We start from the raw sequence: 15,019 nt of genomic DNA, 5'->3' as shown, positions 1-15,019 counted from the left end.
CGGGGTCTGTTAAGATAAAATGATCCGAACGGCAGAATAAGCCGAAACGGACACCTTTCCTTTTCGCTCTACATACCATAAACCTAGAAGTGAACAGACCAACATAAAGGAAGCGAATAACCGTGCAGCAAGCGATAGCCATATTGGATTCAGGAGTCGGTGGATTGACGGTCGTCAAAGAGGTCATGCGCCAACTCCCGCAGGAGAAAATCGTTTATTTCGGAGATACCGCCCGGACGCCTTACGGACCGAGGCCGGCCGAGGAGATTGCTCGCTTCACGCAACAGATCGTCGATTACTTGCTTCAGTTTCACCCCAAAATGGTAGTCATCGCCTGCAATACGGCAACGGCCGTTGCCTTGGAGGAGATTCGCGCGAGATTGGCTGTTCCCGTGGTGGGCGTCATTCATCCCGGAGCCCGGGCAGCGATTAAAATGACCCGCAACCAAAAGATCGGCGTCATCGGAACGATCGGAACGATCCAAAGCAATGCTTACGAAACGGCGCTGCGTCAAATTTCCCCTCACATTGAAGTCGTGAGCCAGGCCTGTCCTTTGTTCGTACCTTTGGTCGAGAAGGGCGTATTCCACGGTGAACAAACCCGGCAGGTCATCGAGGAATCGCTTAGCGAGCTGAAGGAATCCCCGATGGATTGCCTGATTCTCGGGTGTACGCATTACCCGTTCCTTACGGATACGATTGCTTCGGTCATGGGACCGGATGTTGCTTTGATTAATTCGGCGGAGGAGACCGCGCGGGAAATCAGCACCATCCTGTATCACAAAGGAATGCTGGCGACCTCCAATAAGCTGCCGGTTCATCAATTTTTTTGCAGCGGAGATCCCTGGATGTTCAAGATGATTGCGCAAGGATGGCTGAACGAGCAAATCAAGGTGACGCCCGTCGTCTGGCAGGTTCCGAATATTATATAGCTCTCCGGCATATGCATTAGCGAACCCCGGGCCTTCGCGTCCGGGCAGTGAGCTGAGGAGGGCTGTCGGATGACATTTCCTTACGTCGTCAGACGCGGAGATACGCTCCATCGGGTCGCACGACGGTACGGTATGAACGTGACGGCGCTTTATGGGGCGAATCCGCATTTAAAAGAGCATAGCTATTTGTATCCCGGCCAAGTCGTCCACATTCCCGTAAGAACGACGAGCCGCTACGTCATTCAAGCGGGGGACACGCTGTGGGATCTGGCTCAGCGGTTCAATATTTCGTTGGCGGAGCTCCAGTCGGCCAACCCCGATGCGGACCCGCGCCGTCTGCGGATCGGACAAACCATCGTGCTTCCCGTAAGCAAAGGCTTGACGATTGTCGAAACGGACGTGGAGTACGGTTATGCGGAGCTCATGGACCATTTGGACCGGCTGCTGGAAGCGTATCCATTTCTGGAAATGACGGTCATCGGTCAATCCGTGCTCGGAAAAGATATTCCGGCGGTACGGATCGGCACTGGCCCGCGGGAAGTACATTATAACGGGGCGTTTCATGCGAACGAATGGGTGACGTCGCTGCTGCTGATGAAATTTATCGAGGAATATGCAGCGGCCTATGCCGGAAGGAAGCCGCTGCGCAACCGGGATATGACCGCGCTGTACGAGCAAACCTCGCTGTGGGTCGTGCCCATGGTCAATCCGGACGGCGTGGAGCTTGTGCAGCAAGGGGTAACGCCGGGGCATCCTTATTATAAAGAGCTGCTCCGCTGGAATTACGATTCGCAGCAGTTCTCCCGCTGGAAAGCGAATATCCGCGGCGTCGATCTGAACGACCAGTTTCCGGCCCATTGGGAGGCGGAGCGCGACAGGCGGGAAGTGCCCGGTCCGGGTCCGCGGGACTACGCAGGGCCTGCGCCGCTGTCCGAGCCGGAAGCGCAGGCGATGGAGGCGTTCACTCGCGGGCATTCGTTTCGCCTGGTGATGGCGTTTCATACGCAGGGCAGGGAAATTTATTGGAACTACCGGGGGCAGGAGCCGCCGGAGGCTGAAGAGGCGGCACGCCGGCTGGCGAAGGCGAGCAGCGGGTACCGGGCCGTCAAGCTGGCCGGCAGCGATGCCGGGTATAAAGATTGGTTCATTCAGGAGTTCGGCCGCCTGGGGTTCACTATCGAAGCGGGAATCGGCATCAACCCTCTTCCGATCGAACAGTTCCCGCAAATGTACGACGAGGCGATCGGCATCATGCTGGAAGGATTGAAGCTGTAGCTGCGGCCCCGGCGTCGTAAAAAAAGAAGTGCTTCCGTCGAAGGATAGGCCCGAGGCGGAAGCACTTCTTTTCCGTTTATTTCAAAAGCTTCAAAAATTCGCGCATAAAGCCCGGTAGATCGGGCCAGGCGTGTCCGGTGACGAGCTTGCCGTCCACATGAAGCGTGTCCGGGCCATAGGTGGCGCCGAGGCGCTCGATATCGGGGCGGCAAGCCGTATACGCGGTCATGGTGCGGCCTTGGAAATAGCTGTAGTCGGGCAGCGAGACGAACACTTGGGCCGCATGGCATATGGCCCCGACAGGCTTGTCCGCTTCCAGAAAATGACCGATGAGGCGAGGGACGTTGACGTCGGAACGGATGTATTCCGGCGCTCTGCCGCCCGGAATGATCAATGCGTCATATTCGGACGGGTCCACCTCCGCAAAGGCAATATGAGACGGAAGCCGGTGACCGAGTTTCTCTGTATAGGTCTCCCAACCTTCGACGAAATCGTGTACGACGGTGTGAAGCATCTTTTTCGTCGGCGAGGCAATAACCGCTTCGTACCCTTCCTCCAACAGCCGATAGTACGGGTAATACACCTCCAATACTTCAACCGCGTCACCTGTCAGCACAAGTACTTTCTTAGACATGGAATCACTCCTTTGTAAAGGTTGGAACGTCATTTATCATTATGCGGGATGGAGGAAAAGCTGTAAATGGGTTGAAATTGTCGAAATTTGTCGGATCGTTTCGAGATTGCCGAAAGATGGTGTATACTAAAGAGAGGCCATTCGTACAAGAAAGGGGACGATTCGTCATGTGGAGTCGATTGTGGTCGCTGCGGCATTGGGGTCATGTTTTCCGCCGAATTATCCCGCTGCTGCGCTCGCCCAAAGTGCCGATAAGGGAAAAGCTGCTGTTTTTCGTCCCTGCGCTCGTGTATTGGGTTATGCCCGATGCGCTGCCATTCATTCCGCTGGACGATATCGCCGTTACGATGCTGCTCATGAACTGGTTCACCGACCGGGCGGAGCGCAAATACGGCGCCACCTGATAAATACGCAAAGAGCTGCCCGCAGGCAGCTCTTTTCTTCTCCCAATAGAGTCTGTCAAGGAACGCTATTTGCTCTTCGGAAGCTGCGGCTCATACTCCTCCGCCGGCATGCGGATCCATTTTTTCAAATAGCCTTGCTCGTACAGCGCTTTGATCAGGATGATGAGAATCGGCGACAAAATCAGTCCGGACACGCCGAACAGAGACAGCGACACCATCATGAAGGAAAGCATCGTAAAAGCGGAAACCCCGAGCGAATCGCCCGTAATTTTCGGCTCCAGGATTTGCCTGACGGAGATTACGACCGCGAGCAAGACGGAGAGCCAGATGGCCAGCGTCGTTTGGCCGACCACGAACAGGTAAATAATCCACGGAATGAACAGCGTCGAGACGCCAAGCAGCGGCAGCACGTCGAAGAAGGCAGCCAGCAGCGCGACGGAAAACGCATTTTTGATATTCATGACGAGCAGCGCAATGAAGATGACGACAAACGTCACGCCGATCAGCTTGGCCTGCGCCTTGATATAGGTGACGATGCCGATCAACACGTTTTCGCGGAGGAAGTGGAACGCCTTCTTGAACGTGTTGGGCGTCTTCTTCTCCGCGATCCGCTTCCAGGATTCGATTTCGATGCTTAGAAAATAGGCCAAAATGATCGCAATGACGAAGTTCACCAAGAAAGCCGAAAAGGACGTAAGAACTGTAAATGTGCTGGTCAGGAACGAACGGACGATTTCGGTCGCTTTTTTCGCGATTTCCGCCGAATATTCCTTCGCTTTATTCACGATGTCTTCCGTCGGGAGCGTGCCGAAGCGGTCTTGCAGAGTATCCGTCTGCTTGGCGATTTCCCGTGTCAGCACCGAGGTGTATTCGGGCAGTTTGTCTTTCAGGCTGACGATCTGGCTCGTGAAGATGACCCCGGCGCCGGTAATCGCGCCCAGGATGACGAGCACGAATATCATGGTCGAAATCGCGGACGCAATCGCCTTTTTGATGCCTCTGCGGTGCAGGAAGCGCGCGAACGGCTCAATGATCATGTAAATGACAAAAGCCAGGAAGATCGGGGTCGCAATGCGGTACAGGTAACTGAAGACAAACATGAACAGGTACACGGTCAGTACCAGCAAAGCGATGTCGAAGATCGTTTTGTAATATTTGCGGTAAAAAGAAATCATAGGTCACCTCGGAATTTTAGTGGGTCAGCGCCGTTTTCCTCCAAGTGGCGCAAGGTGTCTGTCAGCGAGTTGGGGCTGATGGCCGCCAATCACATCAAGCGTTTCTCAATCAAGCATTCGATGTGAACCGGCTGTTTTGTTTGCCTTTCCGTCAATGACATCTCGCTGTCTCCTCGCTTTCCCTTTGTGCGTGAGTTCATATATGTGTAATCATATCAGAAATGAACGGCTTCTTACCAGCATTTGTGAACCGGCTGCGGAAAGTTGCTTTCATTCCCGGGTTTATATACAATAAGGGGAAAATGCTTCATAGTGGGAGATGTGCCTGGACATGAAATGCAAGATTTCGCGCAATGCGGCGAAGATGCTTTTGGCCGAGATGGAACAAGAGGAAAACAAAGATTTGAAGCTTCGCGTATATGTAACACACAAGCACGGCGATCATGCGCACTACGGACTCGGAATGGACACGCCTACGGAAAATGACGTGGTCGTAGCCACCGACAGCGGGATCGATGTTATTTTGCAGAAGGACGAGCCGCTGTTGGACGGCGTGCGCGTCGACTACTTCTATTTGCCGGAGGAAGGCTTTGCGGTCACCAATCCGAGCAAAGGCAACCACGGCGACCATTAATCCGCCTTCCGGCTGCCTCAGAAAGGATAACTCCGCATGGCCAACGATATTCGCATCTGTGACAAATGTAAGCATATGAAAATGAAAACCGCGCTGTCGAAGCTGCAGAAGCTGGCGCCTGACACCGACATCAAGGTCGGCTGCAAGTCCTATTGCGGCCCGTGCTCGCGGTTTGCCTTCATTTATATTAACGGCCGGTACGTAACCGGCGCGACGGAAGACGAAGCGATCGAGAAAGCGAGCAAGTATATTAAGAAGAAATGACGGACGAGCCTCCTGGCGCAGCTTGCGAACGGGAGGCTTTTTTTTGCCGAATGACTGGGCAGGCTCGACCGATTGCTGTATAATGAAATCCAGTTTCGCTCTATGGTTTATTTTACCTAAGGTTAATAACGCCAGGAGTTATATGGAGAGAAGGTCGGCACGATGTTCGCAACTGTAAAGTCTCGATTGCTTCATTTCTTACGCGAGTATCATCCGATCGTGCATGTGCTGCTCGTGGGAACCGCCCTGGCGCGGATCGCTTCGTCCATGAGCATGCCGTTTCTGGCCATTTATTTGTCTCGGGAGTCGGGGCTGCATCCGATCATGATCGGCGCAATCATCGGCATCGGCTCGCTTGCCGGCATGGCGGGCGGCTTCGTCGGCGGAACTTTGTCGGATCGCCTGGGGCGCAAGTTCATCATGATGATTGCCTTGACCGGCTGGGTGATCGTCTTCGCCGGCTTTGCGCTTGCCAAAGCGCCGCTGCTCTTCATGCTGTTCAATATGCTGAACGGGCTCTGCCGTTCGCTTTACGAACCGGTATCGCAAGCGCTGATGGCTGACGTGACGGTGAAAGAAAAGCGGCTTAACGTCTTCACGATGCGTTATCTTGCGATCAATGTCGGCGTAGCCGTCGGACCGCTGCTCGGCGCTTACTTCGGCATGTTCGAAGCCTGGCTGCCGTTTCTGATCACGGCCTTCGTTTATTTGATCTATGCCGCTTTGCTCTATGCGCTGCTTCACGCTTTCGGCATTCGTCAGATCGAGGGCGAGCGCCGCAGCGGAGTGACGGTTCGCTCGGCATGGCGGATCATCGCGAGCGATCGCGTATTCCGTTATTACATTGCCGGCGGAATCATCGCCGCGATCGGTTATTCGCAGATGATGTCCACTCTGTCGCAGTATGTGCAGCAAAGCGTAGCCGACGGGGCGACGCTGTTCGCGCTGCTGATGACGGTCAATGCGGTGACGGTCGTCCTGTTGCAGGTGCCGCTGTCGAAAATGTTCGAAAGCCGCGGTCCGATGGCTGCGATTGTGGTAGGCGGTCTCATGTTTGCGCTCGGGGATATCGGCTTTGCGGTCTCTACCGGCTGGATCGGGTTTATGATCTCCATGGTGCTGTTCACGATCGGGGAAGCGCTGAATTTTCCGGCAACGAACATGCTGATCGACCGGTTGGCGCCGGAAGGAATGCGAGGCACGTATTTCGGCGCGCAGTCGTTTACGAATCTCGGGCATTTTATCGGTCCCTTGGCGGGCGGCGTGCTTTTGTCGTCATGGGGAGGCGGTCCGCTGTTCTCCGTCATGGCTGCCGTTACGGTGGCAGGAATTTATTTTTATTGGAAAGGCCAGCAAGTATCTAGAATGTGTCATAATTCACATGAAAATCCATGAAAATAGTTCATAAGAACTATGTATATTGCAGGGTTGATCTTTTATCCTAAGAGATGAGATTCAATCATACACAAAAAGACAATTTTCGAGCGTGCTCGATAGAGGCAAACCGGGCGAAAGCCCGCGAGCGCAAAGCTTTAGCTTTAGAGGCTAAGGCGCCGGGTTGCGTGATGCCAGCCAGTGTACCGATGGCACGGAGACGCGCGATGATAGATGCGGACTCCCGTACCGTTAGCGGAGAGTCTTTTTGTTTGCATATAAAGGAGCGAGAACGGATGGCAGATCAGAGCCAAGGACGGAGCATCATGACGAAGCAAGGCTTCTATACCAAAGTGGGCAACGATTTCGTCGGCGTCTTTTTGTCGAGCGAAGGCCCGAAAATGTTCATCAATCGCGAGGTGTACGAGCTCGCTTCCTCTTGCTGGGACGTGGAAATGGTCAAAGGGCGCAGCCGGCAGGTCATTACATTTTATTGGCGCGGCGAAGTGAAGCTTTCCGTGCGGTGTGAAGCGGACAATGAAGTCTTCATGTCTCTCTTCGATTATTGGAGCTGCCGGGCGCAGGATCTTCGTCACGCCTAGCAACCGCTAGCCGATCCCGATTTTTTGTTCCCCAATAGGCACTTGCCCCGGTCGCGGTGCATACGATACTTGTAGCACATGACGGCTTCATCGGCCGATGGGGAGGCAGGGACAGGGATGGTAACGGATTTCGAGACATCCGCGGCGTTCGAACACCGGTTCTGGCTGCAGGTGATGGGGGATCATGCCCGGTTTATTAAAGATTCGCTGTCTGCGGACGAATCCGAAGAGGTAACGCGGGCCCGGACGATGATCGCAGCCTTCGACGGGCTGCTTCATCAGGCCCATAATACGCAAGAGCGCGAGCGGCTAAGCGAGATTACGCGGGAAGCTTACCGCTTGACGCAGCAATTGCGCAGCTTCAAGCTGCATCTGCTGCAGAGGCAGTTGATCGGGAAGATAAGGATAGGGCTATCGGCTTCGTTTTTTAGCCATATGGTGAACGAGGCGGAGGAATATTTGCGAGTGCTGGGGAGTCTGCTTTCCGGTCAACCGGCCCCGGTGTTCCATGAGCTGCATCATCATCTGGTTTGGCTGCAGGACGCGTACGGGCATGCGAGCTCGATTGCAGGTGATCTCGATATGGCGGAATCGCGTTTGACCGAGCTGGCCCGGACGTTCGATCAGCATTTTCGCGAGTTTTATTTGAAAGCGGTCGAGCTGGCCGGCTATTTGCGCGCAAACCTGAGAAAGTTTCCGGCTTTGACGCGTTTCGGCAAAGACGTAGAGCTTGAGATGGCGCTGTTCATGCAGTTTCTGCGGGAGCTGGAGGAGCTTCGGCTTAGCAAGCAGGCGCTCGGGACCTTGTCGCCTTTGATGGCCGATCATATGTCCCGCGAGGAATGCTACTACTTGACAAAGCTTGCTCAAACATCAGAGTACACAGAGCCCCTCTGCGACCCGGCCCGTCCCCGCGTCGAGGATTAGAGCGAACGAATCGAAATAAATCCTTACAAGGCCCAAGCTGAATCAGCGCTCCGGTCTCGTAAGGATTTTTTGCTGTTTGCCCTGAGCTTACCGCTCAGGGCTTGGGTTCGCCGCCTGATCCTTGCGCCATGCGTATAGGCCGCCTGGTGCGAAGTATTGGTACAATTGGCATTCGATCCGTCCGTTAAACAGCTTCCGCTTCTTGTCTGCCGGCCGGTTCATGTAGTGCTCGAACTGCTTGGCCGGGGTCAGGACAAAAGCGGACCAGGTGGGGAGCTGCGAATACAAGTGTCCGAAATCGCGGACGGCGCGTTCTGCTTCGCTCCGGTCGCCAAGCCGTTCGCCGTAAGGCGGGTTTGTAATGATGCAGCCGTAATCCCCTTGGGGCCGTGCTTTGGCCACCGGCAGCGTCTGCAAGCTGAGCTCCTTGGCCAGTCCGGCCGCTTTGGCCGACGCTTGGGCAACCTCGATCGCGCTGCGGTCGATGTCCGAGCCGGCGATTTGCAGCGGCACGTCGTCGCGCACGAGATCGTAGGCCTCTTCGCGCGCTTCCTGCCACAAGGACTCAGGGACGAGTGGCCACGCCTCCGCATTGAAGCTGCGTCTCAGGCCCGGCGCCAGATTCCAGCCGATCATGGCCGCTTCGACCGGGATCGTTCCGGAGCCGCAGAACGGATCGTATAGCGGACGCTCCGGCTGCCAGCGGCTGAGCAGGATCATGGCTGCCGCCATCGTTTCCTTCAGCGGCGCTTCGGTGACCAGCTTGCGGTAACCGCGCTTGTGCAGCCCGGGCCCCGTCGTATCCAGCGTAATCGTCGCGATATCGTTCAACAGCGCGACTTCAATGACGAAGCGGCCGCCCGTCTCGCGGAACCATTCGGTCCCATAGCGCTGCTTCATGCTTTCGACGACGGCTTTCTTCACGATGCCTTGGCAGGCGGGAACGCTGGACAGCTGAGATTTATGCGAGCGTCCTTCGACCGGAAACTCGCCATCCTCGGGAATCCATTCCGGCCAAGGCAGCGCTTTGACCCCTTCGAACAGCTCGTCGAAGGTGCGTGCCGGGAATTGTCCCATTTTGACCAGCACGCGGTCGGCGGTCCGCAGCCACAGGTTCGCCCGGGCGATCGCCAGCGCGTCTCCGACAAACGTAACGCGGCCGTTCTCAACCGTCACCTGATCGTATCCCAGGTCGCGGACTTCCCGGGCGACAACGGCTTCGAGGCCCATGGGGGCGGTAGCAATCAATTCAATGGTGTTCGATGTCAACGCTTGCTCACTCCTTGGAAAAGCCATACAATAAACTAGTATAGGCGATTGGCCCCGATTATACAACGGCGGCGGGAACGAATGTAAGCATTGGTACAGCCGTACGCCTGCGAGGACCAAACGGAGGAGGAAGCACGGATATGACGGAGATGCCATTATCGGCGGAAGCGTATTTGGAAGGTTTGTTCAAGCCCGATGCGGAGCTTGAGCGGGTGAAGGAGGGCATCCGGGAGAACGGGATGCCGGAAATTTCGATCGCGCCGGGGTATGGCCGGCTGCTAACGATGCTCACGCGGCTCGTTCGCGCGGAACAGGTGCTGGAGATCGGGGCACTAGGCGGCTACAGCGGCATTTGTTTGGCGCGCGGCTTGTCCGCCGGCGGCAAGCTGGTATCGCTGGAGCTGAAGCAGGAGTATGCGGACTTGGCGCACAAGCATTTGCGCGAAGCGGGGCTTGGCGACAAGGTCGAATACCGGATCGGCGAGGCGCTGGACAGTCTGGAGGCGCTGTCGGCGGAAGGCCGGCGGTTCGACCTGTTCTTTATCGATGCGGACAAGGGCAACTATCCGAATTATTTGGAATGGGCGATCAAGCTGGCCCGGCCGGGCGCGCTCATCCTTGGCGACAACCTGTTGATGCGCGGCAAGACGACCGATCCCGAGCAGTCCGGCAATGCCGTGACGAAGATGCGCCAATTTAACGAAAGCGTGGCGCGCGACCCGCGTCTGGAAGGCGTGCTGCTGCCGGCATATGACGGCCTCGCCATGGCGAGAGTGAAGGGATAGAGGCGAACATCGAACAGGTGATCACAAGCAATAAAAGAAGGCCGGGAAGCGCGTCAAGCGTTCCTGGCCTTCTTTATATACACCGCTGCTCAAACGCTAAGGGGCCTGTCGATCAGCTCGTTGGACGAAATGCCCAGAAATATGTAGGCTTCTTTTTTCATGACGCTCGGATCGTCGTTCCAGAAGCTCTGCAGCACGTCGATAAATCCGGAAGCCCGCGCGATGCGGTCCATTTGCATTTTCATAATCGCTCCACTGCATAGCACGGCACACTGGGATACTTGAGACAAAATGCTGCTCTGAAGCTGCTCCCAGATCGCGTTCACTTCGGGAGAGAAGACAACCGGCCGGCCGTTCTTGATTATGAAACGGTTATCGACGAGGAGCTTGGCGCCGTTCAGCGAAGAAAGGCTGCTTTTAACCAGCTCGCTTGCTTGGGTGGCGTCCTCCACCGTCAACGAATCGAGTACCTGCCACGACATAACATGATTCCTGCGGTCAATGTGATACTTAAAAGCGTCTTCGAATGCCATATCTATCATCTTCCTCCTATTTAAACCAGGACGCGAGCATGATATCGAGCGAACGGCACGTATATCGAACCAAATGCTCGGCTTCCTTTAGTTCTTTATCGTTCATAGCTTGAATGAGATGATAGACGCTGCTGTGCTCCTCGTCCGCCTCGCAGTGAATTTCCCAATACTCCAGATTCGAAAAACCGGCTTTTTTCAAAATCGCATAGGCATGCAGGTACATGGCGTGGGCGTAGCCTTCCGCCGTGCTGTTCACAAGAAGCAGCGACAAATTTTCGCTCATGGAGCTGACAGCGCGGTACTGGAGCGAAATGAAGTCCTCGGTCTCATAATTCGGATGCGATTGTTCGGGGTCGTCCAGCCCCAAATCCGTCATCCATTTGCGGAGCATTTCGGCGTGGTCCTTCTCTTCCTCGTAATGGGTGAAAAAGACATCGTGCCCGACATCCGGGAACCGTTCCCAGCGCAGCTTAAGAAGCTCTCCAAAATGCTTGGACAAGTGGTATAAGTGCATGCACCATTTGAAATTTTCCGGTTGCGCGCTCTCGGGAAATCGGGTGAAAAAAGGATTCGACATTTTTGCTTTCTCAAGTTCCTCTGCGATGATCGTCGAAACCGTTTCAACAACTTGTGATTGCGTCATAAGTATCTTCCTCTTTTTCTGTAGAATGGGATACTTCCCGAAACACTATCAATATGTTAAGCATTAGGAAAAAAATATTTAATTTTCATTACTATTTCTTAGATTCTTATTATCTAATGCATTTTCCTTCATCTTAGGAAAAATGGCATAATTTATTTTCCTAGTTTTTTATTAGAATTCACTAATTTGTCAAAATTTCGTGCATTGTGGGCGAGGAATCGGAGATTTTTGACAAAAAAATCCTGCAAGCCCAAGATGACAAAGCACCAAAGGCTTACAGGCTGATCGCAACAAAGAGTGGTTATGAAGGGGAGTGGGTCGATTTTTGTCGGAGCAGAATCGATTTTCGGGCCCACAAACCGTTAATCAAGAGCAGGACGGCTGAAACGAGAAAAAGCTGCTGGATCGTCACCATGCCGGAGATCGCTCCGCCTACGACGGGGCCCAGCATGTTCCCGAGCGCAAGCGCGCTCGTATTGAAGCTGTAGGAGCGGCTTTCCATCCCGTTCGGCGTGTATTTCCGGATAAGCGCGTTCACCGTAGGAAGCAGGCCACCGAGAAAAATGCCGAGAAAAAAGCGGGCCGCGCACAACTGCCACACGTTGTGCACGAACGCTTGGGGAACCGCAGCCACAGCAGCCCCGAACAGGCACATCACGAGAATTTTCTCCGGTCCGATCCGGTCGGACAATTTGCCGAATATCGGCGAAGCAATCATATTGGAGAAGCCGGTCACCGATCCGACCAGACCGGCGTAGAACGCCAGCATCTCGTCTTGTCCGTGAAGCTGCTGGACGAACAGCGGGAGAAGCGGCATGACGCTGAGCAGCGAGAACTGGATCAAGAAGGTGACGGAGTACAGCGAAGGAAGCTGCGAAATGCGCCGCAGTTCGTTGAACGCCTCCAACATGGACTGCTTCGGCTTCTGAAGCGCCTTTTTCGTGTCGAACGTTTCCTTCACCAGCAGCGCTGCAAGCAGCGAGGCGGCGAAGAGCGTAGCGCCCGTCACGAAGAAAATGTTGCGGAAGCCGATCCATTCCGCGAGCAGCCCGCCGAGAAACGGCCCGAGAATCGATCCGGCGACAGAGCCGGATTGCAGCGTGCCCATCGCGAAGCCGACCTTCTCCCGCGGCGTGGTGGCGGACATCAGCGCGACTCCTGCGGGCATGAAGCCGGACACCGTACCGTTCAAGAGACGGAGCAGCAGCAGATGCCAGGCGCTGGTCGAGAAACCCATCAGCGTCATGACGATCGCCATGCCGAAGCCGGAGCGCAGCAGCATCACCTTGCGTCCGTACCGGTCGGCGAGTCCGCCCCAGATCGGTTGAAATATAAAGGAGGTGACGAAATTCCCCGCAAAGATGACCCCGGCCCAAGTCGCAACGCTATGAGGGTCATGGAGGCCCAGCTCCTGCAAATACAAAGGCAAAAAAGGAACAATCATCGTCATGCCGGCCATGACCAAAAATTGTCCCACCCATAATACGATTAAGTTAACCTGCCATTTCGCCACGCGAGCTCGCCTCTTTTCAAGCTGACCATCGCATGCAAACCGCATAACATGTTTGCCGTCTTCTGTGTGCTGGTCTAATGTAATGTAACGTTCGACATGCTTCGAGTATACTCTCATTATTTCTGCGATGCAAACGTGTTTGGAGGCAAGGAGACATGTAGTGTGTCGGTGTGATGACGAATGCCAAAAGTACGGCAAGCAGGGGTCCGGCCCGCTAGTTCTGCTCGATCCCGCTGCGAATTTCGCTGACGAACCGCTCCAGATTGGGCAGGCCGACGCGTTCGGCGAAGGCGACGGCTTGCTCGACGTCATAAGGCACGCGGACGAGCTGTACGGAGAACGGGGCAGGCTCCAGGCAGGCCGGATGCGACGTCTGTCCTTCCAGAATGGCATAGCTCGCATAAGGGAGCCCGTCGTAAGGCGCGCCTACGCTGCCGGTGTTGAACAGCAGCAGACCTTGTCCCGCCTTCGACTTCAGCGTCTGGACGTAAGGCACATGGATATCTCCGTAGCCGATGACGTCCGGCGTCAGCTCCGTGCCCGCAAAGCTGCCCGTTTGATCCGTATTCTCGAACATCGCGAGCTTTTCTTTTTTGCTTGCCTTACGGAGCACGCGATGATAAATGCTTTTGGCGGAAGCGTGAAAAAGACGGACGCGGCGTCCGCTTAGCCGGAGCTCCACGGAAAACGGCAGCTCGCGCAAGTAGCGGAGCCGTTCGGTCCCGAGCAGGCGCTGCTGCCATAGGCCGGTCTCCTTGTCCTGCGGATTGTTGATGCCGTGATCCCAGTTGCCCTGCACCGTCGTTTCGCACAGCTCGCGAATGCGGTCCACCGCCTCGCACGGCTGAGGCCCTTTGCCGACCAGATCGCCGAGACAGACGATACGCCGGATATGACGGCGGCGAATATCCCGAACCACCGCCTCCAGTGCAGGCAAGTTGCCGTGAATGTCGGAAATGACGGCAATGTTGTCCATGATTTATAGGTTCCTCCTGTTTCTGCTGCTTCAGAGTGGCTGATTGTTCCATTATAGCACAAGGGTGCCGTTAGATAAGCCTTCTTTGTAGAAGCGTTAGCACCTAATACACCTTATGAATGATCTCTTCAAAATCCGGCTCCTCCATATGCACGTCCCGGGCCGTTCCGAACCGCTCCAGCCGGCGGAGTACCTCCAAGGCGGGCAGCTCGTGCCTGTTGAAATGAACGGTCAGCTCGCAGCCGTTCGCTTCCGCGACGGTGAAGCCCAACTCCGGTTCCGCGACATCATCCACAGAAACCTCGGTTTGAAACGAAACGCGCAGAATCGTTGGAAGTCCGATGCGCTCCCGCAGCTCGCCGATCGTTCCGTCGTATGCCAGCGACCCGCGGTTGATCACCATGACGCGGTCGCAGAGCTGCTCGATGTCGTCCATATCGTGAGTCGTCAGCAGCACCGTTTTGCCGAGCTCCCGGTTCACTTTGGACAGCAGCCCGCGAATGTTGCGTTTGGCGATAACGTCCAGCCCGATAGTCGGCTCGTCGAGGAACAGAATGTCCGGTTCGTGCAGCAGAGCGGCGGCAAGGTCGGCCCGCATCCGCTGGCCTAGCGACAGCTTGCGGACCGGCGTATCGGCGAATTCGCCGAGGCCGAGCAGTCCGTCCAGCTCCGCCAGCGTCCGCTGCTGCCGCTGCCGGTCGATGTGGTACATAGCGCACAAAATATCGAACGAATCGCGCACCGGCAAGTCCCACCACAGCTGGCTGCGCTGGCCGAAGACGACGCCGAGCCGGGAGACGACCCGGCGGCGGTCTTTATGCGGGCTCATGCCGTCGATCCGCACCTCGTCCGAGGTCGGGTGCAGAATGCCGGTCAGCATTTTGATCGTCGTTGATTTCCCGGCGCCGTTCGGGCCGATATAGCCGACGAACTCGCCGGGGCCGACCGTGAAGCTGATATCCCGGACCGCCGTTTTTTCCGCTCCGCCTCCGGTCACGGCCGCTTTGATCCGTTCCCACCGGCTTAAATGGGGGGCGGGGATGCGAAAGCTTTTATGTAACTGCTTAACCTCAATCATC

The 15,019-nt window shown here is 55.6% G+C and carries 17 protein-coding genes; 9 read left to right on the top strand and 8 right to left on the bottom strand.

Going from position 1 to position 15,019, the window contains the following annotated elements; genetic code table 11:
• Positions 1-122 precede the first annotated feature (122 nt).
• Together racE and NLX71_RS02100 are read left to right on the top strand one after the other, a co-directional pair.
• Complete coding sequence (racE, locus tag NLX71_RS02105; RefSeq protein ID WP_254361844.1) at positions 123-932, top strand: glutamate racemase; 810 nt, start codon at positions 123-125, stop codon at positions 930-932.
• A gap of 69 nt (positions 933-1,001) precedes the next feature.
• Positions 1,002-2,207, top strand: coding sequence for a M14 family zinc carboxypeptidase (locus NLX71_RS02100; RefSeq protein WP_254361843.1), 1,206 nt, complete (start codon positions 1,002-1,004; stop codon positions 2,205-2,207).
• Positions 2,208-2,283: 76 nt separating this feature from the next.
• Here the strand turns inward: NLX71_RS02100 and NLX71_RS02095 are convergent, their stop codons facing one another.
• Entirely contained in the window at positions 2,284-2,841 is a 558-nt protein-coding gene (locus NLX71_RS02095) for a DJ-1/PfpI family protein (protein ID WP_254361842.1), read from the bottom strand.
• A gap of 167 nt (positions 2,842-3,008) precedes the next feature.
• On the opposite strand from NLX71_RS02095, the gene NLX71_RS02090 reads away from it, so the two are divergent.
• Positions 3,009-3,245, top strand: coding sequence for a hypothetical protein (locus NLX71_RS02090; protein ID WP_254361841.1), 237 nt, complete (start codon positions 3,009-3,011; stop codon positions 3,243-3,245).
• A gap of 65 nt (positions 3,246-3,310) precedes the next feature.
• Here the strand turns inward: NLX71_RS02090 and ytvI are convergent, their stop codons facing one another.
• The gene (gene ytvI, locus NLX71_RS02085; RefSeq protein WP_254361840.1) at positions 3,311-4,420 is read right to left on the bottom strand and encodes a sporulation integral membrane protein YtvI; all 1,110 of its coding nucleotides are present in this window, start codon (positions 4,418-4,420) and stop codon (positions 3,311-3,313) included.
• A gap of 331 nt (positions 4,421-4,751) precedes the next feature.
• On the opposite strand from ytvI, the gene NLX71_RS02080 reads away from it, so the two are divergent.
• From NLX71_RS02080 to NLX71_RS02060, 5 genes are all read left to right on the top strand, one after another.
• Entirely contained in the window at positions 4,752-5,054 is a 303-nt protein-coding gene (locus NLX71_RS02080; RefSeq protein ID WP_254361839.1) for an iron-sulfur cluster assembly accessory protein, read from the top strand.
• 36 nt (positions 5,055-5,090) lie between these two features.
• A complete protein-coding gene (locus tag NLX71_RS02075; RefSeq protein WP_254361838.1) occupies positions 5,091-5,318 on the top strand; it encodes a YuzB family protein in 228 nt (75 codons plus the stop codon).
• 162 nt (positions 5,319-5,480) lie between these two features.
• On the top strand, positions 5,481-6,713 hold the full coding sequence (locus tag NLX71_RS02070; RefSeq protein ID WP_254361837.1) for an MDR family MFS transporter: 1,233 nt from the start codon (positions 5,481-5,483) through the stop codon (positions 6,711-6,713).
• Between the two features lie 275 nt (positions 6,714-6,988).
• Entirely contained in the window at positions 6,989-7,294 is a 306-nt protein-coding gene (locus NLX71_RS02065; RefSeq protein WP_054972180.1) for a hypothetical protein, read from the top strand.
• Between the two features lie 117 nt (positions 7,295-7,411).
• A complete protein-coding gene (locus tag NLX71_RS02060) occupies positions 7,412-8,221 on the top strand; it encodes a DUF2935 domain-containing protein (RefSeq protein WP_254361836.1) in 810 nt (269 codons plus the stop codon).
• Between the two features lie 87 nt (positions 8,222-8,308).
• On the opposite strand, the gene NLX71_RS02055 is transcribed toward NLX71_RS02060, so the two are convergent.
• A complete protein-coding gene (locus NLX71_RS02055; protein WP_254361835.1) occupies positions 8,309-9,490 on the bottom strand; it encodes a THUMP domain-containing class I SAM-dependent RNA methyltransferase in 1,182 nt (393 codons plus the stop codon).
• 140 nt (positions 9,491-9,630) lie between these two features.
• On the opposite strand from NLX71_RS02055, the gene NLX71_RS02050 reads away from it, so the two are divergent.
• Positions 9,631-10,275 (top strand): O-methyltransferase, encoded by a 645-nt coding sequence (locus NLX71_RS02050; RefSeq protein WP_254361834.1) that lies wholly within the window; start codon positions 9,631-9,633, stop codon positions 10,273-10,275.
• Positions 10,276-10,364: 89 nt separating this feature from the next.
• Here NLX71_RS02050 and NLX71_RS02045 read toward each other — a convergent pair whose 3' ends face one another.
• The 5 genes from NLX71_RS02045 to NLX71_RS02025 form a co-directional block, all read right to left on the bottom strand.
• A complete protein-coding gene (locus NLX71_RS02045) occupies positions 10,365-10,808 on the bottom strand; it encodes a hypothetical protein (RefSeq protein WP_254361833.1) in 444 nt (147 codons plus the stop codon).
• A 16-nt stretch (positions 10,809-10,824) separates the two neighbouring features.
• Positions 10,825-11,451 carry an iron-containing redox enzyme family protein gene (locus NLX71_RS02040; protein WP_254361832.1) on the bottom strand — a complete coding sequence of 209 codons (627 nt, stop codon included), beginning with the start codon at positions 11,449-11,451 and terminating at the stop codon, positions 10,825-10,827.
• Positions 11,452-11,752: 301 nt separating this feature from the next.
• Positions 11,753-12,964, bottom strand: coding sequence for an MFS transporter (locus tag NLX71_RS02035; RefSeq protein WP_254361831.1), 1,212 nt, complete (start codon positions 12,962-12,964; stop codon positions 11,753-11,755).
• A gap of 214 nt (positions 12,965-13,178) precedes the next feature.
• Positions 13,179-13,940: a metallophosphoesterase family protein gene (locus NLX71_RS02030; RefSeq protein ID WP_254361830.1), complete on the bottom strand. Its 762-nt coding sequence runs from the start codon at positions 13,938-13,940 to the stop codon at positions 13,179-13,181.
• Positions 13,941-14,043: 103 nt separating this feature from the next.
• Positions 14,044-15,018: an ABC transporter ATP-binding protein gene (locus NLX71_RS02025; protein ID WP_254361829.1), complete on the bottom strand. Its 975-nt coding sequence runs from the start codon at positions 15,016-15,018 to the stop codon at positions 14,044-14,046.
• Between the last annotated feature and the right edge of the window lies 1 nt (position 15,019).

The sequence above is a fragment of the Paenibacillus sp. MZ04-78.2 genome (assembly GCF_024213375.1).
Taxonomy (GTDB): domain Bacteria; phylum Bacillota; class Bacilli; order Paenibacillales; family NBRC-103111; genus Paenibacillus_G.
Note: the sequence above shows the minus strand (reverse complement) of the source record. Positions and strands in the feature narration are given on the sequence as shown.